The sequence below is a fragment of the Helicobacter salomonis genome (genome assembly GCF_017979425.1).
In the GTDB taxonomy this organism is placed as follows: domain Bacteria; phylum Campylobacterota; class Campylobacteria; order Campylobacterales; family Helicobacteraceae; genus Helicobacter; species Helicobacter salomonis.
This window is the reverse complement of record NZ_JAERIS010000001.1, coordinates 69,528-92,348: the sequence shown is the minus strand read 5'-3', so window position 1 is coordinate 92,348 and position 22,821 is coordinate 69,528. Positions and strand designations below refer to the sequence as shown.

General features: G+C 45.8%; 22 protein-coding genes. 8 read left to right on the top strand and 14 right to left on the bottom strand.

What is annotated here, in order from left to right; translation table 11 throughout:
• Positions 1–2 precede the first annotated feature (2 nt).
• From KCO92_RS00455 to KCO92_RS00445, 3 genes are all read right to left on the bottom strand, one after another.
• Positions 3–1,430: a TolC family protein gene (locus KCO92_RS00455; protein WP_104695085.1), complete on the bottom strand. Its 1,428-nt coding sequence runs from the start codon at positions 1,428–1,430 to the stop codon at positions 3–5.
• A gap of 55 nt (positions 1,431–1,485) precedes the next feature.
• Complete coding sequence (locus tag KCO92_RS00450) at positions 1,486–2,775, bottom strand: hemolysin family protein (protein WP_104695004.1); 1,290 nt, start codon at positions 2,773–2,775, stop codon at positions 1,486–1,488.
• 76 nt (positions 2,776–2,851) lie between these two features.
• A complete protein-coding gene (locus tag KCO92_RS00445; RefSeq protein ID WP_104695005.1) occupies positions 2,852–4,459 on the bottom strand; it encodes an inorganic phosphate transporter in 1,608 nt (535 codons plus the stop codon).
• A 52-nt stretch (positions 4,460–4,511) separates the two neighbouring features.
• Here KCO92_RS00445 and KCO92_RS00440 point away from each other — a divergent pair, with 52 nt between their 5' ends.
• The 6 genes from KCO92_RS00440 to KCO92_RS00415 all read left to right on the top strand — a co-directional run bounded on the left by KCO92_RS00440 (position 4,512) and on the right by KCO92_RS00415 (position 10,460).
• The gene (locus KCO92_RS00440; protein ID WP_104695006.1) at positions 4,512–5,069 is read left to right on the top strand and encodes a nucleoside phosphorylase-I family protein; all 558 of its coding nucleotides are present in this window, start codon (positions 4,512–4,514) and stop codon (positions 5,067–5,069) included.
• Positions 5,070–5,497: 428 nt separating this feature from the next.
• Entirely contained in the window at positions 5,498–6,865 is a 1,368-nt protein-coding gene (locus tag KCO92_RS00435; protein ID WP_104695007.1) for a Na+/H+ antiporter NhaC family protein, read from the top strand.
• A gap of 150 nt (positions 6,866–7,015) precedes the next feature.
• Positions 7,016–7,576, top strand: a complete 561-nt coding sequence (locus KCO92_RS00430; RefSeq protein ID WP_233710425.1) for an LPP20 family lipoprotein — start codon at positions 7,016–7,018, stop codon at positions 7,574–7,576.
• Between the two features lie 48 nt (positions 7,577–7,624).
• On the top strand, positions 7,625–8,194 hold the full coding sequence (locus KCO92_RS00425; protein ID WP_104695086.1) for an HP0838 family lipoprotein: 570 nt from the start codon (positions 7,625–7,627) through the stop codon (positions 8,192–8,194).
• Between the two features lie 11 nt (positions 8,195–8,205).
• A complete protein-coding gene (locus tag KCO92_RS00420) occupies positions 8,206–9,930 on the top strand; it encodes an OmpP1/FadL family transporter (protein ID WP_233709784.1) in 1,725 nt (574 codons plus the stop codon).
• A gap of 23 nt (positions 9,931–9,953) precedes the next feature.
• Positions 9,954–10,460 carry an isochorismatase family protein gene (locus KCO92_RS00415; protein ID WP_104695088.1) on the top strand — a complete coding sequence of 169 codons (507 nt, stop codon included), beginning with the start codon at positions 9,954–9,956 and terminating at the stop codon, positions 10,458–10,460.
• Between the two features lie 42 nt (positions 10,461–10,502).
• On the opposite strand, the gene radA is transcribed toward KCO92_RS00415, so the two are convergent.
• The 4 genes from radA to KCO92_RS00395 all read right to left on the bottom strand — a co-directional run bounded on the left by radA (position 10,503) and on the right by KCO92_RS00395 (position 13,889).
• Positions 10,503–11,843, bottom strand: coding sequence for a DNA repair protein RadA (gene radA, locus KCO92_RS00410; RefSeq protein ID WP_104695009.1), 1,341 nt, complete (start codon positions 11,841–11,843; stop codon positions 10,503–10,505).
• Positions 11,836–12,705: a signal recognition particle-docking protein FtsY gene (gene ftsY / locus KCO92_RS00405; RefSeq protein ID WP_104695010.1), complete on the bottom strand. Its 870-nt coding sequence runs from the start codon at positions 12,703–12,705 to the stop codon at positions 11,836–11,838. Before ftsY ends, radA begins: the two co-directional genes overlap by 8 nt.
• Positions 12,706–12,708: 3 nt before the next feature.
• Complete coding sequence (locus KCO92_RS00400; RefSeq protein WP_233710421.1) at positions 12,709–13,164, bottom strand: hypothetical protein; 456 nt, start codon at positions 13,162–13,164, stop codon at positions 12,709–12,711.
• A 95-nt stretch (positions 13,165–13,259) separates the two neighbouring features.
• Positions 13,260–13,889: an NAD(P)H-dependent oxidoreductase gene (locus tag KCO92_RS00395; RefSeq protein ID WP_104695011.1), complete on the bottom strand. Its 630-nt coding sequence runs from the start codon at positions 13,887–13,889 to the stop codon at positions 13,260–13,262.
• Positions 13,890–14,042: 153 nt separating this feature from the next.
• Between KCO92_RS00395 and KCO92_RS00390 the strand changes: the two genes are divergently transcribed.
• Positions 14,043–14,246, top strand: coding sequence for a 2-hydroxymuconate tautomerase family protein (locus tag KCO92_RS00390; protein ID WP_104695012.1), 204 nt, complete (start codon positions 14,043–14,045; stop codon positions 14,244–14,246).
• Between the two features lie 167 nt (positions 14,247–14,413).
• The gene (locus tag KCO92_RS00385; protein WP_104695013.1) at positions 14,414–15,517 is read left to right on the top strand and encodes an HP0729 family protein; all 1,104 of its coding nucleotides are present in this window, start codon (positions 14,414–14,416) and stop codon (positions 15,515–15,517) included.
• A 97-nt stretch (positions 15,518–15,614) separates the two neighbouring features.
• On the opposite strand, the gene KCO92_RS00380 is transcribed toward KCO92_RS00385, so the two are convergent.
• The 7 genes from KCO92_RS00380 to fabZ all read right to left on the bottom strand — a co-directional run bounded on the left by KCO92_RS00380 (position 15,615) and on the right by fabZ (position 22,768).
• Entirely contained in the window at positions 15,615–16,733 is a 1,119-nt protein-coding gene (locus KCO92_RS00380) for an aminotransferase class I/II-fold pyridoxal phosphate-dependent enzyme (protein ID WP_104695014.1), read from the bottom strand.
• Entirely contained in the window at positions 16,734–18,056 is a 1,323-nt protein-coding gene (locus KCO92_RS07710; RefSeq protein WP_104695015.1) for a methyl-accepting chemotaxis protein, read from the bottom strand.
• A 149-nt stretch (positions 18,057–18,205) separates the two neighbouring features.
• Positions 18,206–19,066: a rod shape-determining protein MreC gene (locus KCO92_RS00370; protein ID WP_199766148.1), complete on the bottom strand. Its 861-nt coding sequence runs from the start codon at positions 19,064–19,066 to the stop codon at positions 18,206–18,208.
• 7 nt (positions 19,067–19,073) lie between these two features.
• Positions 19,074–20,111 carry a rod shape-determining protein gene (locus tag KCO92_RS00365; protein ID WP_104695016.1) on the bottom strand — a complete coding sequence of 346 codons (1,038 nt, stop codon included), beginning with the start codon at positions 20,109–20,111 and terminating at the stop codon, positions 19,074–19,076.
• Between the two features lie 13 nt (positions 20,112–20,124).
• Positions 20,125–21,477 (bottom strand): ATP-dependent protease ATP-binding subunit ClpX, encoded by a 1,353-nt coding sequence (clpX, locus tag KCO92_RS00360; protein WP_104695017.1) that lies wholly within the window; start codon positions 21,475–21,477, stop codon positions 20,125–20,127.
• A complete protein-coding gene (lpxA, locus tag KCO92_RS00355; RefSeq protein ID WP_104695018.1) occupies positions 21,474–22,274 on the bottom strand; it encodes an acyl-ACP--UDP-N-acetylglucosamine O-acyltransferase in 801 nt (266 codons plus the stop codon). The genes clpX and lpxA overlap by 4 nt, the downstream gene beginning before the upstream one ends.
• The gene (fabZ, locus tag KCO92_RS00350) at positions 22,271–22,768 is read right to left on the bottom strand and encodes a 3-hydroxyacyl-ACP dehydratase FabZ (RefSeq protein ID WP_104695019.1); all 498 of its coding nucleotides are present in this window, start codon (positions 22,766–22,768) and stop codon (positions 22,271–22,273) included. The genes lpxA and fabZ overlap by 4 nt, the downstream gene beginning before the upstream one ends.
• Between the last annotated feature and the right edge of the window lie 53 nt (positions 22,769–22,821).

Below are 22,821 nucleotides of genomic sequence, written 5' to 3'. Positions count from 1 at the left end.
TCCTAATGCGCGTAATCGTAGAAGAGATCGATGTGATCCCCAAGAGCCATCAAGTCCACCAACGCACTCAAGTATTTAAACGCACTCGTTTTTTGTTCGACTAAAATCCCTGAGAGCGAATTGCGCGCATCAATCACTAAAACATTTGTGCCCATGCCCTGATTAAACGCCTCTTCTTGTAACTTAAGGTTCTCTTTAGCCAGCTCAATACTGATATTAAGACTTTGATACTCTCTTAGGTAAGACTGGCATTGTAGATAGGTTTTGTGCACCAAGAGCTCCATGTCCTTTTTGGCTTGACTTTGGAGCGCATTGGTTTGAAGCTCATCGATCTTAGCAGCTTGGTAGTGCATGATGCGCCCTGTGGGGGTTAAAATGGGCAAGCGCGCCCCCACACCCACAAACCATTCGGGGACCATGTCCGTCAGGGTAGAATTATTTTGTTTCATCAGATAGGCCCCAAAGAAATTAAAATGAGGGAGAAATTTAGAAACCTCGAGTTTGACCATTTCATGTGCACTTTTTTGTTTGAGGGCAAGACTTCTAAGCGCTGGATAAGAACTCAAGGTCTCTTGTATAAAAAAATTGAGATGGGGTAAATTCTTGGGACGGATGTTTAGATTAGCTGTGGGGGTGAAATGCACTTTTGTAGCATCTTGTTTAGACAAAATGGTGCTAAATGCTAGTGTAGAAACTTCAAGGGCATCTCTAGCCTGCATGGTTTTGATCTTGCTTTTTTCATAGGCAACGGAGGCACTAAGCACTTCTACACGCGCGATTTGCCCTGCTTGCTGGCGTTTCAGGGCATTTTGATAGTGTTTTAAATGCCCCTGTTCTACATCTTGGAGCACGGCTAGCACTTCCCTATTTAGCACCAAGCCATAGTAAACTTTTACCAACTCTTGGAAAGTGGAAAGCCGCTTGAGGCGCGAAACTTCCACAGATTCTTTATGTGCTAAAGAAGCAAGTTTATTCATGTAGAAACGGGCCCCACCCATGTAAAGGGGATAAACGATACTCAATGCTCCCAAAACGACATTCTCTTTAGAAAAAAGCAGAGGTTGACCCAAAGCTCCCAGCATGCTAGAAGCTCCCTGAGCGAGTGCACCTCCTCCTAGTGCCTGCAAGGGAGGTTGGTTTAAAACATGCTTAAGCCCCCCGACAAATTCCTGGATTTTAGCATGGTTGCCACTACTGATGGGGTTCATTTCGATGGGTTTAGCCAAATGGACATAAAAGGCGCTCAAGTCAATTTGGGGCAAAAAAGAGAGTTTGGCCGCTGTGTTGAGTTTTTTAGCCTTTTGTTCTGCATAGTCCTGCGCTTTAATCCCATCGTAATTAGCCAAGACCATGTTCCATGCTTGTCTAAGAGAAACCCCAGAAGGGCGCATTTCAGAGAGTGTTAACTCCTGAGCCTGTAAACCCCCCATGCAAAGCACGCAAGCCAGGTATGTGATGATCCTCTGTTTCACTTTGCCCACCTTATCAAAGATTCTTCTTCATTAGCTTGAGTTTTTTGATACGCGCCTTGTCCATGTCCAACACCTCAAAGATACAATGTGCATCGCCCACTACATCGCCCACTTCGGGCAAGCGCTCCAGCAAACTAAAAACATACCCCCCCAAGGTTACCTGCTCGTAATCAGGATCGAATTTGATCTTAAGCAACTCTGCCATGTTTTCCAAATCCACCATGCCATCGCACTCAAAAGTATTCTCATCTAGGCGTTTAATGCCCTCTTTACTCAAGTCATGCGCGTCTGAGATATTACCCATGATCTCCTTAATGATGTCGTCCATTGTGAGTAGGCCGGAAGTACCTCCATATTCATCTACAACCAAGGCGGTGTAGACCCGTTTATTATTCATTTTAAGTAAGATTTGAGAAATAGACGCACTCTCAGGCACGATGAGCATCTCTTTGAGCAAATGCCTAAAATTTTGCATATCTTCCGAATCGAGTAGAGAAGCCGAAAGCACATCCTTAATGTGGACAAGACCCAAAATATTGTCCTTATTGCCCTCACAGCACGGGTAGCGCGTAAAAGGGTTTTTGAGCATGATTTGAATATTGTCCTTATAAGAGCACTTCAAGTCAATGCACACCATGTCTTTTCTAGGAGTCATGACTTCTTTGGCGCTCGTGTCAGAAAAGTCCACGGCATTTTTGATAATTTCTTCTTCGACAAAATCAATCACCCCCCCCTTCAGGCTTTCTCCTACGATGATCTTCAACTCTTCTTCAGAATGCGTACTATCGTGCTGGGGTTCGATCCCAAAGAGTTTGAGCACAATCTTGGCTAAGAAGTCAAAGAGATTTACAATGGGGTAGGAGATAAGCCAAAAGGCGTGCAGGGGGCGTGCGATCCAAAGCACCACACTCTCCGAGCGCACGATGGCGATAGATTTAGGCACGATTTCTCCCAAGATCACATGCAAAAGAGTGATGAAACTAAAGGCGATTGCCACACTCAGACTATGCACCACGATGTATAGGCTCTCAAAATGTACCCATTTTTGCAAAAATAGCGTGATAAAGTGCGCGATAGCAGGCTCTCCTAACCAGCCAAGACCTAAGGAAGAGAGTGTGACTCCCAATTGGGTTGCGCTCAAATAGGTGTTCAAAGAAGCGTTGATTTTGAGAGCCAAGACAGCATTCTGGTTATTATGCAAACTCAGTTCTTCAAGCTTGGAGCGGCGCACCTTGACAATGGCAAATTCCGAGAGCACAAAAAACGCATTGAGTAACACCAACAACAATGCTAGCGTGAACATTAAAAGCGGTTCGTAAAGCCCCAAGGGCTCTCCTTAGAGATGGAAAACTCGAGTGAGTGTGCGACTAACACCCATTTTAAAGCCGTTCTACAATATTAAAGAGATCAATTAGATAATAGCCCAATGCCCCCAAGAGGGCAGAAATAGGCACAGTTACTAGCCACGCCGTGATAATTTTCTTGATGACAGAGCGTTGGACCAACTCACTTTTATAAGCTTTTTTCAATGTCTTGCGTTCCTTCTTGCTTAATCCAATGGAATACTCTAGCGTGTTATTATCCTTTTTGAGGGCTTTTAGATAGGCTAACATTTCTTTTTTCTGCTTAGGGTTGGCCTTCTCGAACCGCTCTAAGAAATTCTTAATTACGCTAGCATCCTCCCCGACATGCGCATCTAAAATCATTTGACGGGTTTGCAAAGTGCGTCTTTGCAAGAATTCGCGTAAAAAACCCACTCCAAAAACCGCTCCGATGGTAATATGTGTCGAGCTCACAGGCAAGCCCAATTTAGAGGCAAAGAGCACGGTGATTACAGTTGCCATCGCAATACAAAAAGCCTGCATCTTGTCCAACTCGGTGATCTCACTCCCCACGGTTTTGATGAGTTTGGGGCCGTATAAACTCAACCCAAGCGCAATCCCCATGCCTCCCACAAACATAATCCATGTGGGGGCATAAGCTTTAGTGGGAATGGTATGGTTGCCCCATTCTTGCAGACTTTGCACGATGGCTGCCAGAGGCCCCACAGCATTGGCAACATCATTAGCTCCATGGGCAAAACTCAACAAGGCCGCCCCAAAGATCAGAGGATAGGTGAAGAGGGTGTGCACACTTTCACGGGTATTCTCCAAATGAGGAAGCCTATTATGCACATAAGTCTTAAAGAGTTTCCAAGTGAATAACCCTAGCACGCCACTCAAGGCGACTTCTTGCCACGCAAGCAAGGACATGTGCTTATTCAAAACCTTGGCAAGCATGTACCAACAAAACGCCGCACCCATCAGCGCAACCAGCACAGGCATGGCATACAGAGCCGCTTGCTTCTTATCCTCTTTATCGCTCAATACATGTTTGATAACAGCTAGCAAGCCCATCGCGATGCCTCCTCCCATCAGGGGAGAAATGACCCAGCTAGCCACAATACCCCCCAAAAAACGCCATTCCACAACCTTCATACCCCCAGCCATCAAGCCTGCCCCCAGCACTCCACCTACAATGGAATGCGTGGTAGAAACAGGCGCACCAATCGCTGTAGCTAAGTGCAACCACAGTGCCCCAGAAAGTAGAGCTGAGAGCATCATGCCAACAAATACGACGCTATCCTGGATATGAGCAGGGTTGATGATCTTGCCCTTGATGCTTTGCACCACATCTGCGCCCGCTAGCACTGCGCCTAGAACCTCGCAGATAGCCGCCAACAAGATGGCCATACCCAAAGTGATTGCTTGGGAACCCACCAAAGGCCCCACATTATTGGCGACATCGTTGGCTCCGATATTCATCGCCATGTACCCTCCCACCACAGTGGCCAACGCAAGTAAGGGGAGATGAATCTTGGCATGCCCTAGAACAAGAGCCATCCCTGCAATACAAACGACAAATACGACCGCCAAGGTGATCTTGACATTGTCTCTCTGGAGGTCTCTAAAGGCTTTTTTAAACGGCGAAGCGTCTTTGGCTTTCATTGTGGGCAACTTTAGTATAAAATAGTCTAATAACTGCTTAAAAAGGGCGACCATGCTTGTGTGTGCAGGCAAGAGTGAAAGTTTACTAGGGGTTAGGAGCATTGGAGTGGGACTTGTGCAAAGCGCCATCTCTCTCACTAGATTGTGTCTACTCGAAAGACCTGCAGAACTAATCTTCATAGGCAGCGCAGGGGCGTATTCTAAAGAAACCCCTCTCCTGAGTTTTTTTAAGAGCCAGGAGGCCTACCAAATTGAGCAGAGTTTTGCACAAGGTCGTAGCTATACACCCCTGGATAATTGCTTAGAGGTGCAGAGTGCGCTTTTTGAATCGATAATTTTACCCAGCGCTAAAGTCAACTCCAGTAATTACATCCATACAGATTGCGCCTTTGCACAACAGATGCAAAACGCGGGCATTTTACTGGAGAATATGGAATTTTTCAGCGTCCTCAGTGTAGGACAGGCATTTCAAATCCCTAGTATGGGGGTGTTTTGTGTCAGTAATTATGTGGGACCCCATGCGCATCAAGAATTTGCAGACCACCATGCACAGGTCAAAACACAACTAAATGCATGGAGCCAGACATTTGTGGAGAATAATTTAAAATAAATTTGACTATAATGCGAGCATGGAGATATAAAGTTCTCCAAATACAAAGTAAGGAGAGTGCTATGAACAACAACAATAATAGCTGTGACACCAATAACAGCAGCTATAGCGGTGGCTGTGGCTGTGGTAGCAGCAACAATAGTCAGAATCAAAACAGCCAAAATAGCCAGAACAGCAACAATAGCCAAAATAGTAACAACCAAGACTAAGGGTTGTTGTCCCCCACGCGCGTGGGGGATGGTTTTTATCCCAGCTTAATTAAAGTTTCTTTGTGTTAGGATTTCGCCGTCAATCCCAACTTGCGAAAGGGTTTTCATGGTGTCTTTTGTCGTGGCACAGAGAGCTAGGCGTTTTTCTTTGCACCTTAGCGATCTGATGTGCATGGGTGACCTTTTCTTTTACACCCATTTCACGCACAAAGGATATACATGCAGGAGTTTAAACAGGATACTTACAACCCCCAACCTAGCGCGCTAGGTCTTGTTCCCTTTTTAGTTTTTATCGTTGTCTATTTGGGCGCGGGTATTTATTTAGAGTTGACCGGGACTAAAATGGGCTTTTACCAGCTCCCAGGGCCTGTTGCCGCGAGTGTAGGAGTCGCCACAGCGTTTTTGCTCTTCAAGAGTGATCTCAATCAGAAATTTGATGACTTTTTAGCCGGCTGTGGAGATAAGAACATCATGACCATGTGCGTGATCTACCTGTTAGCTGGGGCGTTTGCCGTGGTGAGCAAGGCGATGGGCGGGGTGGATTCCACGGTCAATCTAGGACTTACCTATATTCCCGTAGAGTATTTAGCAGCTGGTTTGTTTGTGATCGCCTCTTTTATTTCCACAGCCATAGGCACCAGTGTGGGTGCCATTGTTGCTCTTGGACCCATTGCTGTAGGTTTGGCTGAACAGAGCGGGCTCTCTATGGCATTAGCCCTAGCAGCCGTGATGGGAGGGGCGATGTTTGGGGATAATCTTTCCATCATCTCAGACACGACGATTGCAAGTACGCGCACCCAGAGCGTGGAGATGCAGGATAAATTCAAAATCAATCTCTACATCGCTCTGCCAGCAAGTTTACTGACCATTGTTTTACTCTTGATCTATGGACGGCCAGAGAATGTAGCGCAGCTGGGTACCCATGATTTCCAGTTTGTCAAGACCCTACCCTATGTTTGTGTTTTAGTATTAGCTCTTCTAGGTCTTAATGTCTTTCTAGTGCTCTTTGTAGGGATTTTGCTCTCTGGAACAATCGGGCTTTACTATGGCAATTTCACACTCTTGGGCTTTGGCAAGGAAATTTACAATGGTTTTTCTGGCATGCAAGAGATTTTCCTCCTCTCCATGCTAACAGGCGGAATTGCTTTCATGGTTACTAGAGAAGGTGGGGTAGCATGGGTGATTTCCAAGATAGAAAAATTGATCATAGGTCCTAAAAGCGCGAAAGTGGGCATTGCGGGTCTAGTCAGTGTGGTAGATTTAGCGGTGGCTAATAACACGGTGGCAATCGTGATCGTGGGGGAAATCGCTAAAAAGATCAGCATAAAATTTGGAGTGGATCGACGCGAGGGGGCGGTGATTTTAGATATTTTCTCTTGCATTTTTCAGGGCCTAATTCCTTATGGTGCGCAGATGCTCATTTTGCTAGGTTTTGCCAAAGGTAGCGTGGATTTCTTGGCTGTGCTACCTTTGTTATGGTATCAGGGTTTGTTGGGAGTCTTCACTCTGCTCTATATCTTTTCAGGGACTTATAGCACATGGGTACTAAGGAGTTTAAAGCCCAAAGCCAAAAGCGTTCAGGCGTAGTTAGGGTTTTTATGCTATACTGGCGGGCTAAATTACTTAAAGGTTATCAGGATGAAGAGAAAGGCGTGTGTGGGTGGCGGTGCTGAGAGTTTGAGAATCGTCCCCCTATGTGCATCTATAGGGTTAGCCCTTGCAGTGGCGGGTTGTGGGATGTTCAAACGAGCGGGCACGACTCAGCTCATCCCCCCCTCCGCTACAGGGTTGCAGGCTCCCATCTATCCTCCAACTACCTTTAACAGCACCAGCAAGCCGCCCATGCCCGCTTTCCCTAAGCCTCAACCTCAGATTGAGACGCGCTTTGATAATTCTTCTCAGGGGAATCTCTCTAGTGGAGGGGGGACACCGGCCATGGTGCCCAATACTCCTATTCTCACGCCTACCAATGTGATCGAACTGAGTGCAGTGGGTATGGGAGTGGCTCCAGAGTCTACAATTTCTCCTTCTCAGGCTTTGGCTCTAGCTAAGCGCGCGGCAATCGTGGACGGTTACCGCCAATTAGGCGAAAAAATGTATGGGATTAGAGTGAATGCCACCGATACGGTGAAAGATATGATCTTGCAAAATTCCGTGATTAAAACCAAGGTCAATGCCTTGATTCGCAATGCGGAGATTACCGAGACCATCTATAAAGATGGGCTATGTCAAGTGAGCATGGAGCTCAAGTTAGATGGGCGCATTTGGTACAGTGTCTTCAACCAGGCAAGAGGATAGCCTTGTTGCGTGATCGCTTTGCTAGTTAAGTGGCAGCGCACCCTGCAGATTTTGGGGGTGCTTTTTCTAGGTTTTTTTTTAGTTTCTTGTGGACACAAAAAGCCAAAAACTCCCGAGCCTAAGAGTACTCACAAGAAATTGTTTATCGCCAAGAGCGCGGCGCAACGCAAACAAGAGGCGGAGGCCGCGCGTAAAAAAGCTTTGGAACAATTTAAACTTATCTACATCTATACACCCGTGTTGCGTTTTTACGATTATGGGACGATTGAGCACACTAAAGAGGGCGATCTGCGGATTGTGCTCTACCAGCTGAGCAAGAAGGCAGGGGAGATTTTGATTAAGAAAAATTACCTCTGCTTTTCTGGCATTTGTTCGGCGAAGTGGAGTGCGGCTAGGGATCTCTTCGGGAAAGTGAGTTATGGCGACCTTTTTGATGATATTGTGCTGGGGCGCGATATTTTCCAGGGTGTTGGCAAACGCATTGAACCCAGTGGTGCTGTTATCCAGCGTTTTATGCAAAATGGTGAACTGATCTTCTATGAGCGTAAACCCGATAAAATCCTCTTCCAAAACATGAGCACGGGCACGGCAATTGTGATTCAACAATACCATCCTTAAGTGAGGCTCGTGTGCATTTGTGGTGGCGATCACTGGTAGTTTTGGCACCTGTGCTGGCACAGGCCAATGGTTTTAAGATTTCTGAGCAAAGTTTGAACGGCACTGCGCTCAATTCTGCTTATATTGCTGGAGCACGGGGCGCGGATGCAGCCTATTATAACCCCGCTAACATGGGTTTTGACAATGATTGGGGCGAGAATGAGAGCGAGTTTGAAGTGACCAGCACCGTGATCAATATCCCTGCTTTTAAGTTCATGGTTCCTAGCACCAACCAAGGCCTATATTCCACGACCAGTTTAGTGATGGGTGGTCAGCGCAATAATGCAGCCATCATCAATATTCTAGGCCTAGGAGGGGTCGCCACCTCTGCAGCCCAGAAACTCATTGATGGAGGCATTCCCGCTCTCAAAGAGCTGATCAATAGTCTGGAAGGACTGACTAGCAAAAAGGTGACGACAGTGGCCTCCATGCCCAGCGCGCAGGTAGTAAGCGGGTGGACGGGCACGACTAATTTCGTACTACCTAAATTCTTTTACAAGACACGCAACCATAATGGCTTCACCTTCGGGGGGAGTTTTACCGCTCCCTCTGGCTTGGGAATGAAGTGGAATGGGCAGGGGGGAGAGTTTTTACAAAATGTCTTTATCATGATGGTCGAGCTTGCCCCTAGTGTGAGTTATACCATTAGCGATCGCTTTTCTGTAGGAGTGAGTGGGCGTGGGCTCTATGCGACAGGCAAATTTAATAACACCGTCTATGTGCCCCTGCATGGCGCATCTACGCTCAAAGGCAGCCAGATTGTAGGCTTGCCCAATAATGTTTTTAGCCAGCAAGTGCCCAGTTCCATGCGCGACCAATTAGCCAGCATCGGTTATCGTCCTGCTGAACAATGCACCGCTACTATGGATCAAAATAGCCCAGTGTGCGAAACCTACTACAACGGCCTCAAACAGATTATGCGCTATAGCGGATTAGAAAAAGCAGTTTCAGACCTCTATGGCACTTCCCAAGTCGTTCAAGAAAGTAATGGAAGTTCGTGGGGAGGGGGGTATAAGATCGGGGCGAGCATGCGCGTGTTTGAGAGCGGCATGTTTTCTGTCGTCTATAACAGCAGTGTGACCTTTAATATGCGGGGGGGATTAACTGCGCTCACTAAGCTAGGACCAAGTCTAGGGAATGTGCTCACTAGGGGACACTTAAATATCAATGTTTCTCTACCCCAGGTGATCAACATCGCTTACGCGCACGAGTTTTTCAAGCACCGCCTGCGGGTGGAGGGTGTGTATGAGCGCACTTTTTGGTCCCAGGGGAATAAGTTTTTAGTAACCCCTGACTTTGCCAACGCATCTTATCAAGGCATAGGGGGCACGGTGCAGTTTTTGAGCGCGTCTACGCTTAAAGAAATGGTGGGTTTGGCAGATTTTAGCGGAGTGATGAACATGGGCAATGGGTGGCGCGATACCAATACCTTTAGGATTGGCACAACCTACATGGGTAGAAGTTTGCGCCTAATGGGCGCATTGAGCTTCGATCAAGCTCCCAGCCCCCAAGATGCCATTGGAATCCCCGATTCCAATGGCTACTCTATTGCTTTTGGAGCCAAATACAATTTTAGGGGTTTTGACATTGGTTGGGGAGGCACATTCACCTTTAAAAGCAATCGTGATAGCTACTACCAATCCAAAAATATTGGGCAATTGCGTATTTTTTCAGCCTCATTAGGGTATCGATGGTAGAATTGGCTCAAAAAGGATTGCGCATGCCTCATGTTATTGTGATTGATATACAAGAAAAATTGCTCCCCGCCATGGCAGAGTCTGATATACTATTGGCTAATTGTCTGAAGTTTCTGCGCATTGCTCAAATTTTAAAACTGCCCATCCACGCTACCGAACAAAATCCGATTAAGCTGGGTTCAAGCATAACACCTCTACGAGCTTTTTTTGGTAGTCCCTATGTCAAAGAACACTTTAGCGCAGCTCCTGTGCTTATATCCATGTTGCCACCCCAAGCCCACTTGGTGTTGCTGGGCATTGAGGCACATGTATGCGTCTACCAAAGCGCTAAGGATTTTTTGCAAGCAGGTTTTACCGTGAGTGTTTTAGAAGATTGCACTAGCTCTCGCGATACGCACAATAAGAAGCTTGCCCTGACAGATTTACAAAATCGCGGGGTGCATATTGTGAGCATAGAGATGGTTGCCTTTGAGTGCATGCAAACCTACACACACCCTAACTTTAAGACAATCTCACAAATCATTAAGTAGTCTATTGCCTTGTAATTAAAGTTCTGCTAGTCCCAAACAGCGCTACATCCACTCCAAAATTTTGGACACTTCTGCTGTTTCATAACATGTGATGGTCGTTGCCAATGTAGGTTTTTTGGGCACAATCGCCTTGAGAAAACCATAGTTTTCCATTTCTTTGATACGCATATTGATATCAGGCACTTCCTGCACCGAACCACTCAAGCTCACTTCTCCAATAAAGGCGGTTTTATTGCTAATGGGGCGTTCTCTTAAGCTGGAAAGAATGCTCGCAATCACCGCTAAATCCGCACTTGTTTCAGTAATTTTAATGCCACCTGCAACATTGATGAAGACATCGTAGCGATTCAAGGGGATTTCTAGTTTTTTCTCTAGCAAAGCTAAGAGCATGTGCAAGCGATTAGTATCAAAGCTCGTAGCTAAACGCTTAGGATTATTGAGATTACTCTCACACACCAAGGCTTGGATTTCTAAAATCAATGCCCTGGACCCCTCTAACACTACGCTTAAAGCGCTGCCTGCTAAACTCTCTTGTTGCGAGAAAAAAAGTTTAGAAGCCTCTTTAGCACTCACTAAACCCTCTGAGCGCATTTGGAAAATCCCCACCTCGCTAGTTGCCCCAAAGCGATTTTTAAAACTACGCAGGATACGCAATTCTTTACTAGGGTCCCCTTCAAAGTAGAGCACGCTATCTACCATGTGTTCTAACACTCTAGGTCCCGCGATAGAACCCTCTTTGGTGATGTGTCCGATGATAAAGATCGCTAGATTTTGCTGTTTGGCTAGGCGCATGAGTTCAAAGGTGCTTTCGCGTACCTGCGAGATTGAGCCTGGAGCTGCGCCGATATTGCTAGAATAGAGTGTTTGAATCGAGTCGATGACACACACACCATAGGTTTGTGTGCATAGATGTGCCTTGATCTGTTCTAGGTCGATGGTGTTGAGTAAAAACAAATCCTCTTGCATACAATCTAAGCGTTCTGCACGCAGGCGAATTTGTCCCGCGCTCTCTTCTCCGCTCACATATAACACTCTATGCCCCTGCAAAGCCAACCCTCCCCCAACCTTTAAGAGCAGAGTGGACTTCCCCACGCCCGGACTTCCGCCCACAAGATACAATCCCCCCGGGACAATTCCCCCCCCTAAAACAATGTCTAATTCCCTTTGCGTGGAGCTAAAGCGCACCACGCTTTCATATTCCACCTCTGTAATGCGCACGGCCGCATTTTCAGGCACGCTATTAGCGTTTTTAAAACGCACCTGCGCATCAGAAGCGAGCTCTACAAAGCTCTCCCAGCTTTGGCAATTACTACACTTGCCCATCCATTTGGGGCTACTAAAACCACAATGTTGGCACTCAAAGACACGCGTGCGTTTAGCCATAGATGGCATCTAGTAAGTTTTGCACATACGCTTGTTCATCAAAGACAACTAAATCGGAGGCTTTTTCACCCAGCCCTAAATACAAAATGGGTAATTGCAACTCGTAGAGAATGCTCAAAATACACCCCCCCTTGCTTGTGCCATCTAACTTAGTTACAATCACTCCATCTAGATCAAGACTTTCATGAAATACCCGAGCTTGCTCTAAGGCTGAACTTCCCTGGGTACCATCTAAAATTAACAACTTGTAGTAGGGTGCTCCATTAAGAGCCTTACTACAAACCTTACTAATTTTAATCAATTCATTTTTGAGATTGGTTTGGTTGTGCAAACGCCCCGCCGTGTCGATAAGAATATGATCGACACGGCGCGCAATTCCTGCCTGAATAGTGTTATAGGCCAGCGCGCTAGGATCGCTATTAGGAGCAGCGCTGATCACCTCCAGTGCCAACTTTTCCCCCCACAATTGTAATTGCTTGGTGGCCGCAGCTCTAAAGGTATCGCCCGCTCCTAAGATCACACTTTGCTTCTGGCGTAGGTATTGCTGTGCAAGTTTAGCGATGGTAGTTGTTTTACCTGCGCCATTTACACCCACGATTAACTCTACAAGGGGACGCGTTTCTATACTCTTGAGAGTCACTTTGTCATAGTAACTTTCTTTACGCAAGAAGCGCATCAACGCAACCTCCAAGTGATTACGCTTGACTTGTTCGGGGAGATGGAGTAATAAGCTCTCCACTAGATCGTATTGCACATCAAAGGCAATCAAGATTTCCTCCAGCTCCTCCTTGTTGAAGACAACACTCTTACTTTTTAACAAAGAGGCGACATTTTGCACAGTTTTCTTGAAAAAGTTAAACACAACTCACCTCTTTAGCAAGTCTTGAATGTCTTTGGTCAGCATTTCCTCTACAATTGCACCGCGATAGCTTTGCTGCAGAACACCATTTTGGCTATAAAGTAAAAAGTAGGGTAGTGTCCAAGTACTTGTTTGCAACACCATGCTTAAAGTCCCAAGATCGCTGGTGGGATTGAGCAAGATAAACTTGGGTGCATGCGCTTTCACATAGCTTTCAAATTGTTCCTGAGGATAGGGTTTATCTAACACGGCCACAAACCGCATTCCCTTGAACATGCTCTCCAAGTGATTAAGTAGTGCACTATAGGGCGCAAACTGAGAGTCTAGACTTAAAAATGCTACTAACATGGGTGCAGGGGTTAAGGATTGGATACTCAAACCCTTTGGCGTGTGCTCAAGATGGATATGCCCGCTTTTTTGGTCTAAAAACTCCCAGACTTTAGGGACTTTTGGAGCAGACATGTCAGCTTTCTGAGGAGCTTGCCCCTGATCATCTTTATGTTTCTGATCTGAACAACCTAGCAGCAACAAAAAAACAAAAAATCCAATGTATTTTGTCAAAGCCACTTAATGGTGCTCTCTTTAGACTTACGCGCCTTGCGGGTAATAGTCATAGCTGTTTTGCCAAGAGCAATCAGACAGGCAATTTTAGGTGGATTGCAATGTGCACTGAGCACGCGCTTGACTGCCTCAGGTTCAAACCCTTCTAAAATACATGTATCCACTCCCAATAAGGTAGCGCTCAAGCACATTTGCCCCACGGCAATATAACATTGTTCTTTGAGATAGGCATCAATCAGTTTTTCATCACCCCGAAACTTGGTTTTAAAAAGAGCGTTGAGGCCATTGACCACCCGTTCGTGGTATTGAGGTTTGCAAAAACTTGTCAGATAATGCGCGTTGAGTGCGCTAGGATGCATATAACCTACGACGACTAGAGCACTGGCATCTTGCACTAGTTGATCATTGTAGTAAACATGAGGTACGAGTTGATTTTTTAGCGCACCCTGTAAGACCAAGAATTCCCAAGGCTGTGTATTATAAGAGCTGGGGGCTAGTCTACCCGCTTCGAGGATTTCCTCCAACAGCTCTTTGGGTAGGTGGTAATGGGGGTCAAATTTCTTAGAAGAAAAACGGCGGTGCAAGAGCGCGTGCACAGAATCCAAACTCAAGAATGCATGACTCACAAGAACTCCTTATGTTCGTATATGAAGGGCACATTATAATACAAAAATGCCATTTTTGCCACCTATGTGCCAAAGCTTGCGAACCTGAACGGATCAGCTTGCAGGAACGGATTATGCTTCGGATTACTTGTAATCTTTACAATGGAGGTTTCCATGCCCTTTGTCAATATTAAGATCACGAAAGAAAATGGGCCTACTAAAGAGCAAAAGGAAGCGTTGATTGCGGGAGTTACAGACTTGTTGGCCCGAGTGGCGCATAGAAATAGAGCGTCTACGGTGGTGATCATCGAAGAAGTTGATACGGATAATTACGGCTTGGGAGGCAAGAGTATTACAGAAGTGCGTAAGCAAGCGTAACACATTGATCTGCGCGAAGCGTGCGGCGCACTTTGTTTCTGCGGGTCTAATCTGTGCTTGCACTGGAGTTCCACCTCTTGTGGACTTTGATAGACAGGTATGTTACTCTGCTCATGACTAGTTTTCATTGAAAGATAAGACTGAAAAATCACAAGGAGAGGTTTTCCATGTCCCATTTACTCATTCTCTATAATCCCTACTACAATGAAAGTGTGATCAAGGATCATTTGGCGATTCTGAAAGAAGACAAGAAAGTTGCCTTTGGCAAGCTCAAGCCAAAATCTAAAAACATTGTGAATCAGTACACCCCAATGCTGGAGGCTATCTATGCACAAACCAACCCCAACCATACCTTACAACTTTTTTTGAGCGATTATGCCAACTTGTTTGTCGCTAAAGTGGTTGGAGTAGAAACCACGCTCACCCAAGCTAGAGCCCCAGAATACTATTACAAAAATGATCGGATTGAAGTGGAACATTGGTTTATTCTTGCTGACCTTAGGGAATTGGTTAGAAATGATTTTGAAGAGGTGCGCAGGCACTACCTTCCAAATTTTACCACCCCTAATTACGGCTCCCATACTTTTGCTATCTATGGCAGCAACTATGTTTACCCTCTGATCATCGATATGAAAAACGAGATTGATCACTTTGACGATGGACAACTTCACTACCCCAATGTGTTTAAAGAGGACGAGTTCATTGACACCCGCAAGTATTTAATTCAATTTGTCTTCGGCCAACAACTCACCCATGCGATGCACCATATGAGTTTAGAGAATATTGTATACGCCGAGCTGGAATACCAACATAACAAGCAGGACCCCCTTTATGACTTTGGCAGTGTCGTTGCTAAATACTCCAAGATGTTGGAACAGGAGCTCTTTTTATTTATCCAAAGTGTGGTGGCACGCATCTGTATAGACCACCCTGAAGTGTTAAGTGTAAATTATCCCCTTTCACACAGGAATACGTGTACGCTGGCTGATCTAGATAAGCACAAGCCTACCTTATTCTCCTATCAAATTCTGTTGACTCACAAGCTCACCCAATACGAAGATTATTTCTCTCATTTTCATTTCACCCGCATGGGTGAATTGCTGAATAAATTTAGAAAAATCCGTAACGATGGAGTTCATGGGGAATGTCCGACCACGCTTGAAGAAGCCTGCTTAGCGCGCAACATTATCTTAGGTGTAGATCAGCCCAGTTTAGTCAAAAACCTCCTTATCCAACGCGTTCAGCTGGCTAATAACGCCCCTTCACACTGATTGCTTTCCATATCTGCAATATTGTTACCGGCGTGCTAAAGCCCACAAGCTTTCAGCTGTGAGGAGTGCGTCACTAAGTCCGTCCACTGGTGGTTAATCACGCGTCGTGCAATGCGCTTTCTAAAGAAGTACACAAGGCATCTAGTTTTGCTAAGGTGTTTTGAGGCTGTATATTCAAAGATACCCGCAGGAGAGGTTTTGGAGTGGTCGGGGGACGGATAGGGGCGCATAGAAAACCTTGCTCGAGCAACTTTGCATGCACCTTTAGGAGGGATTGTACATCTGAAAAGGAAAGTGTTAAGATATTGCTAGGCGTGCTAAAGCCCAACACTTGCGCACACAGGGCGCGCATGCGATCTAGCATGGCAACATAATTAGACAAATGCGCATAGAGATATTGCAGATGCACTAAAGCCAGTGCACTATCCAACAAGGATAGACTCGTTGTATAGATGACACTCTTGGCTCGGTTGCATAAAAATTCTACCACTTGTATATCCGCTCCAATGAAAGCCCCATAACTCCCATAGGCCTTCGATAAAGTGCCTAGGACAATGAGACGAGGAAATGGTTTTAAATGATAATAGCTCAAGTACCCTCCTAAATCCTGCCCTAGGACACCCAAGCTATGGGCTTCATCTAAAATCAAGTAGGCCTCATACTCTTGGGCTAGGTGGTAAAATTCCTTGGGGGCAACTTGTCCTTCCATTGAGTACACCCCCTCAATGGCGATAAAAATCCGTCCCTTGGCATGCTGTTTGCGGTATTTTTGAAGTTGTTGAGACAGATTCTGCACATCATTATGGGTAAAAAAGTAGGCATTGGGCATTTTTTTGGCCAAGAATTGCCCACTGGCATGATAGTGTGCGTCCATGAAAAGCGCATCTTGCTTACGCACTAACGCATCGATCAAAGCAATATTGCCCAAAAAGCCACTACCCACCAATAAGCAAGCTTCATAACCTAAATGCGCGCGTAAAAACTCTTCAAGCTCTACATGCAAGGGATGGTAGCCATTGAGCAACATGGAGGCTTTGGGGGCATGGCATGTGTGTGTGCGCACTTTTTCAAAAGTCTGTTCCAGGAGCTGAGCATGCGCACTCAAACCTAAATAGTCATTGGAGGCAAAGTCAATCAAATGAGGGGAGTAGAGATGGCGTTTTCGATATAGGTGCGCACGCTCAAGCGCGCGCAGCGCAGATGTATAAGGCGCCAATCAGTGCTCGGAAACTTCTTTAATCTCTGCAAGCAGCGCAGCAACCTTCTGATTGAGCTCATCTTGTTTTTCATGAAACATTTTATCAATGGTGTCGCGCACAACCTGAGCGTGCTGCTCCACTGCACGGATTCCATGTTCAATATTACTAGGAGTGGCCTTATCAGATTCTTTGAGCAGACTAGCCAAGGCATTGGCCTCGTTATGCACCCCATTATGGCAAGATTCCAGCGCGCGATAGCTAGGCGTGTTAGAAAAATGCTCCTTACCCTTGCCTTCATGGTACCACTTACCCAGACGGCACTCGCTACCATTGATGACCTTAAAGGCATTGGGCACTCCAAAAACCAAACCATAAAGATTACTTTTGTAGACAATATGATCCACTTTGGCCAATCCACAAAAAGCGCGGTTGTTAGAATTTTCAATGGAAAACAATGCCGCATTGGCCACGATCTTATTATTATGTGCAAAAACTTGTATATTGCTCACATCGTCTTTAATACTTCCCACGATACCATTGGTGTCATGTGTGTTGCTTTGGATATCACTAGCTTCTTGTTGCATGGATTTAACTACCACGGCAATCTCCTTGGTAGCCTTTTGGGTTTTTTCGGCCAATTTACGTACTTCATCAGCTACCACAGCAAAACCTCTTCCATGTTCACCTGCGCGCGCAGCTTCAATGGCAGCGTTCAAGGCTAATAAATTCGTTTGTTCAGCAATATCATCGATAAGAGAAATAACTTGGGTAATTTCGCTACTGCGCTGGTTGAGGGAATCAGCAAGCACGATGGCGTTTTGCATTTTATCATAGAGAGTATCAATCTTCTCGCTCGTCTTAGCCACCTGCTTTAAAGTCTCTTGAGAGTGCTTACTACCATTGCTGGCCCCTTCTACTAGAGTATTGGAGTCCTCGAGAATACTCTGTAAAGTTTGCTGGATTCCTTCCACGCCAGATTTCATGCTATTGTAATAGATGTTAAAGATGTTATCCTTTCCAAATTCCACCAGAGTTTCAAAATCCCGACTTAAAGCATAGTAGAATGTGTCCTCAACACATTTACTCCTGAGTTTATAAAGGCGGTTATTGAAATTAAAATCCTTATCAACCTGTGTCAGAGCGCCCGCCCTCTGCTCCAAATCCTCTGCCCCAGCCACAGCCCCACTCTTGAATACGACTTTACCATCCTTAACTCCGATCAACCCTTCGTAAGCGCATAATTCCACGAGCTGTTTGTAAATATCTAATTTCTTCTGCAAGGAGCGAATTTGCGCGTCTTTATCATCCATTTGCCTGTTTTTCTCTTTAGAAAAAAACATACCAATCCTTTATATTTTATCATCCTCATTATATAGCAGTTTAACTTAATTTTTTGATAGGGATTCGCATTAGCAAGGTGTCCAAATGCTCAAGACATTAGGTTTATTAGAGCAATCTTATTCATGAGAGGACTGATACACTAAACAAACTAGGGCACTGAGACCAAGATGGTGTAAAAGAGCATGCTCTTGAGCTCTTCTAAATTAAGCAGGGCCTTTTTATAGGTGTAGTGATTTTCCACATCGGCAATCGTGCCCACATAAATGCCCGCGCTAAAGATTCCATCTAAACCGCTGGTTAACACTGTATCTCCGGCTTTAATGGGGGCGTAAGCAGGTAAAAAGTTAACATAGGTTTTAAAGTTTTGATTAGTGATAAAGCCATAGTACACTTTACCCCCGCTCTTAATCATGACGCTGTAGCTCGCGCGCGCATCGCCGTGTAAAAGCCCGATAAAACGACCTTCTTTTTGCACCGCAATTCCAATTGCGCGCTCAAAAGCCACCATTCCTAAAATTTTATCCTGCGGATAGGGTTTTTGAACATCTAAAAGCACCTCGTGGGTATTATTGAGTTGAGCAAAACCATAGACTCGTGTGAGGGTAAATTTGGGCGGGGTATAGAGTGTGCTTAGTTTGGGATCGGGTGCACAAGTGGCAGGAGTATAGCTGGAGAAAAGGGACATGGCATCTGGAGTTTGGATGGGTGCGGGCGTAGCAGCTTGAAGGGTGGCTAAGTCCTGTACTTCTAGGGCTAAAGCCTGGTTACGCGCATCCAAGTCAGCATAAGAAAACTGCAAATATTGGTAGGCCTCTAGTTGTCTCTGGTAACGCGCGATGGTATCGGCTTGATCAAAATGGCGTTGATAGGCGGAAACTATCGCGCCCTTGAGATTTAAAAACGCAATCTTAACCTTATCGCTCACAAAACTGCGCGAGCCCCTGATATCTAGCACCCACAGCGCACACACCAATACAACTAGGATCAGCACCGTGCGCTTGCTAATCATTCTGAATTTATAAGTCCCCTAAACTGCTCAATAAATCTAAATCTTCAATGGCACGACTCGTGCCTCGTGCTACGGCTAAAAGGGGTTCTTCGCCTACAAAGACGGGGAGTTTGACGATATTACTCAAATACTTATCCAAACCTCGGATAAGCGCACCTCCACCCGTGAGCACCACCCCATTTTCGACAATATCTCCTGCTAAATCAGGCTTGACCTCTTCTAGGACCGCCTTGAGCGCATTGCTAATTTCGCGGATTTGTTCTTTAATAGCCTCACGCACATCTTCACTGCTCAGAGTAATAGTATTTAAAATTCCACTTACCTGATCGCGTCCACTCACCTCCATTGTCAAAGGAGGGTTGAGCTCGATCGCCGAACCAATGGCAATTTTAATCTCCTCACCGGTGCGCTCGCCAATTTGAAGATTGTAGGTTTTACGCACATAATCCACAATGCTTGCATCTAATTTATTGCCTGCCACTCTGATACTCTTGCTCACCACAAGCCCGCCAAGACTGATCACGCCAATTTCCGTCGTACCTCCCCCAATATCTACAATCAAGCTTCCCTGCGGGTCTTTAACGGGTAGACCCGCCCCTATGGCTGCTGCCATAGGTTCTTCAATCAAAAAAACTTCACGCGCACCCGCACTCATTGCACTCTCTTTGACTGCTTTGCGCTCCACGCTTGTCAGACCATAGGGCACACAGACCATGATACGCGGACGAATCAAAGTCTTGCGTTGATGGGCTTTTTCAATGAAATAGCGAATCATTTTCTCAGTGATGTCAAAATCGGCGATCACCCCGTCTTTCATGGGACGGATCGCCTGCACTCCGGCTGGGGTTTTGCCAATCATCTCCTTAGCTTCACTCCCCACCGCGAGCACTTCCTCCATGCGATCGTATTTGTTCAGTTTAACCGCTACAATGGAGGGTTCATTAATGATGATCCCTTGTCCCTTAACGGACACCACCGTGTTAGCTGTTCCCAAATCGATGGCAACATCATGCGAGAAAACGCCGATTAGTTTATCCAGTATCATAGACTTCTTTCTGTTAAGATGGCATGGGCAGAGGTTTATTCTTCTTAATGTAAAGAGGCTTCTCTTGTTGTAAAACGCACTCTTTAGTGATGATTACCTGGTAATCTTTAAGATTAGGCAAATCAAACATCACATCCATGCTAAAGCTCTCGATGATGGAACGCAAGCCTCGCGCGCCCACCTTGCGTTTGATGGCGAGATTAGCAATCTCTTCAATCGCGCTAGGTTCAAAGATCAGCTCCACCCCGTCCATCCTGAAGAGCTGTTGATATTGTTTGATCAGTGCATTCTTGGGTTTGAGCAAAATGTCCACCATAGCTTCTTTAGAAATAGGCTTGAGCGTGGAGATAACGGGCAAACGACCAATGAGTTCAGGAATGAGACCATAACCGATCAAATCTTCTGGGCCCACCAAGTGCAAAATGTCCTCTAATTGTTCCTTGGTCTTTTTCTCATTCCCAAAGCCTAGAACATTGCTATGGATCCGCCGCTTGATAATGTCAACAATCCCGTCAAAAGCCCCTCCGCATATGAAGAGGATATTGGTCGTGTCAATTTGGACGAAGTTTTCATTGGGGTGTTTGCGCCCACCCTTAGGGCTGACATTTACGACACTCCCTTCAATAATCTTTAAGAGGGCTTGTTGCACCCCTTCACCGGAGACATCGCGTGTGATAGAGCGATTTTCTGAGAGGCGTGCAATCTTATCGATCTCATCAATAAAAACGATTCCCCTTTGAGCGCGTTCTACATCCCCATCGCTAGCTTGCAACAAACGCGTTAAGATATTTTCCACATCTTCGCCCACATAACCTGCTTCTGTAAGACTAGTTGCATCGCTAATAGCAATGGGAATATTCAAAAAACGCGCTAGAGTCTGGGCCATCAAGGTTTTACCACTTCCTGTCGGACCCACCAATAAAATGTTAGATTTAGAAATCTCCACATCCTCGAGGGAATGACTCTCAATAAAATCAGCACTTCTGTTACTCTGTTTTTGTTTTTGTTTTTCCTGATGACTAAGACGTTTATAGTGATTATAAACAGCGACGCTAAAGACCTTCTTTGCTTCCTCCTGTCCCACTACATAATTGTCTAAATACTCCTTGAGCACACTTGGAGAGGGCACGAGAGTCGCACTCACACTCTTATTGACTTTGGGAAGCGCACTCTCGATAAGCTCTAATCTCTGATTATCTAACACATTGGGGTGCAAATCGGTGTGGAGCTCCTTGTAAAGATATTCGATGCAATACTCACACACATGGGTATCCTTACCAGATTTCTTAGAGGAAAACACGAGGCGACGCTGGTAACCCAAAGTGCTCTCAGGTTTATTACAAAAGCTACAATAACGGGTATTCATATATCCTCCTGGGTCAAATATGCAGCCTTGAAAGCCACGCCGCGTTCACTTTTTAAAATAAAGCCACAGATTTCCTGCGCATGGGGATTGTCTGCATACATCTCAAGTAATTTGGTGGCGTTATCGCGAATCGAGGTGTTCGTACACATAAAAAGCTGCTTGTAAAGTGCATTGATAAAATCGATTTCATTTCCCTGTAAGAGTTTGCGCATGCGGTGGCGGTTGATCCCCTTGATGAAGGCACGATTCCCCTCTACAATACAATAGGGGGGCACATCCTTACCTAGCGCGCTGGCTCCAGCCACCATGCAACCCTTGGCGATGTGCACAAATTGGTGGATGGCTGTAAGTCCACCGATGTTGACATAATCCCCCACTTCAACATGCCCTGCTAGAGTTACGCCATTAGCCAAAATGCAATGACTGCCAATTTGGCAGTCATGGGCCACATGCACATATGCCATCAAGAGATTATCATCACCTATACACGTAACACCCCCCCCGCCCTGAGTGCCCGGATTGATCATGCAATACTCTCGAATCAGGTTACGTTCTCCGATGACAAGTTGTGTCTCTTCTCCGCTATATTTCAGATCCTGAGGGATTGTGCCCAAAGTGGTGTAGGGAAAAATTCTGCTATCTCTCTTGATCGTAGTGTGCCCTAATATGGTTACATTATTGTAAAGCTCTACGCCCTCTCCTAAGGTTACATTGGGTCCTATCACGCAAAAATGCCCAATGCGTACAGAAGGGGCAATGCAGGCCTTAGGATCGATAACAGCTGTGGATGCAATCATTGCGCCTCCCCCACACCCCGTTTGCCACTCTCTTTATCTACAATCATGGCCTTTAGCTCCGCTTCTGCCACGACCTTGTCATCCACTTTAGCTACACCCCCTACCTGCCAGATCATACCCTTGTATTTGAGCACTTCTAAATGGTAATGGAGTTGATCGCCGGGTGCAACAGGATTTCTAAATTTTACCCGATCGATGGTCATGAAATACACGAGCTTTGTGCACGCCACTTCTGGATCGACTCCAAAAAGACTCACAAATGCTAAAAGCCCACCCGCCTGCGCCATGCCCTCTACAATGAGCACACCAGGGTAAATGGGCTTGCTAGGGAAATGCCCGGTGAACACTTCTTCGTTATAAGTGATATTTTTATAAGCATGCACCTGCTTATAGGTTTGCAGGCACACCACCCGATCCACCAACAAAAATGGGTAGCGGTGGGGGAGGATCTGAGCGATGGCATGAATATCCATCTCTAACACACAATCTTGCATGTCTTAGGGCCTTTGCATGGAACTCGGATAAAGCCCCGACTTTAACATGTCCA

Excerpts from the sequence above, each read along its gene's own strand:
- KCO92_RS00455 (WP_104695085.1), bottom strand. The coding sequence starts at position 1,430 with ATGGGGGGTTTACAGGCTCAGGAGTTAACACTCTCTGAAATGCGCCCT.
- KCO92_RS00450 (WP_104695004.1), bottom strand. The coding sequence starts at position 2,775 with ATGTTCACGCTAGCATTGTTGTTGGTGTTACTCAATGCGTTTTTTGTG.
- KCO92_RS00445 (WP_104695005.1), bottom strand. The coding sequence starts at position 4,459 with ATGAAAGCCAAAGACGCTTCGCCGTTTAAAAAAGCCTTTAGAGACCTC.
- KCO92_RS00440 (WP_104695006.1), top strand. The coding sequence starts at position 4,512 with ATGCTTGTGTGTGCAGGCAAGAGTGAAAGTTTACTAGGGGTTAGGAGC.
- KCO92_RS00435 (WP_104695007.1), top strand. The coding sequence starts at position 5,498 with ATGCAGGAGTTTAAACAGGATACTTACAACCCCCAACCTAGCGCGCTA.
- KCO92_RS00430 (WP_233710425.1), top strand. The coding sequence starts at position 7,016 with ATGTTCAAACGAGCGGGCACGACTCAGCTCATCCCCCCCTCCGCTACA.
- KCO92_RS00415 (WP_104695088.1), top strand. The coding sequence starts at position 9,954 with ATGCCTCATGTTATTGTGATTGATATACAAGAAAAATTGCTCCCCGCC.
- radA (WP_104695009.1), bottom strand. The coding sequence starts at position 11,843 with ATGGCTAAACGCACGCGTGTCTTTGAGTGCCAACATTGTGGTTTTAGT.
- KCO92_RS00400 (WP_233710421.1), bottom strand. The coding sequence starts at position 13,164 with ATGTCTGCTCCAAAAGTCCCTAAAGTCTGGGAGTTTTTAGACCAAAAA.
- KCO92_RS00390 (WP_104695012.1), top strand. The coding sequence starts at position 14,043 with ATGCCCTTTGTCAATATTAAGATCACGAAAGAAAATGGGCCTACTAAA.
- KCO92_RS00385 (WP_104695013.1), top strand. The coding sequence starts at position 14,414 with ATGTCCCATTTACTCATTCTCTATAATCCCTACTACAATGAAAGTGTG.
- KCO92_RS07710 (WP_104695015.1), bottom strand. The coding sequence starts at position 18,056 with ATGTTTTTTTCTAAAGAGAAAAACAGGCAAATGGATGATAAAGACGCG.
- KCO92_RS00370 (WP_199766148.1), bottom strand. The coding sequence starts at position 19,066 with ATGATTAGCAAGCGCACGGTGCTGATCCTAGTTGTATTGGTGTGTGCG.
- KCO92_RS00365 (WP_104695016.1), bottom strand. The coding sequence starts at position 20,111 with ATGATACTGGATAAACTAATCGGCGTTTTCTCGCATGATGTTGCCATC.
- clpX (WP_104695017.1), bottom strand. The coding sequence starts at position 21,477 with ATGAATACCCGTTATTGTAGCTTTTGTAATAAACCTGAGAGCACTTTG.
- lpxA (WP_104695018.1), bottom strand. The coding sequence starts at position 22,274 with ATGATTGCATCCACAGCTGTTATCGATCCTAAGGCCTGCATTGCCCCT.
- fabZ (WP_104695019.1), bottom strand. The coding sequence starts at position 22,768 with ATGCAAGATTGTGTGTTAGAGATGGATATTCATGCCATCGCTCAGATC.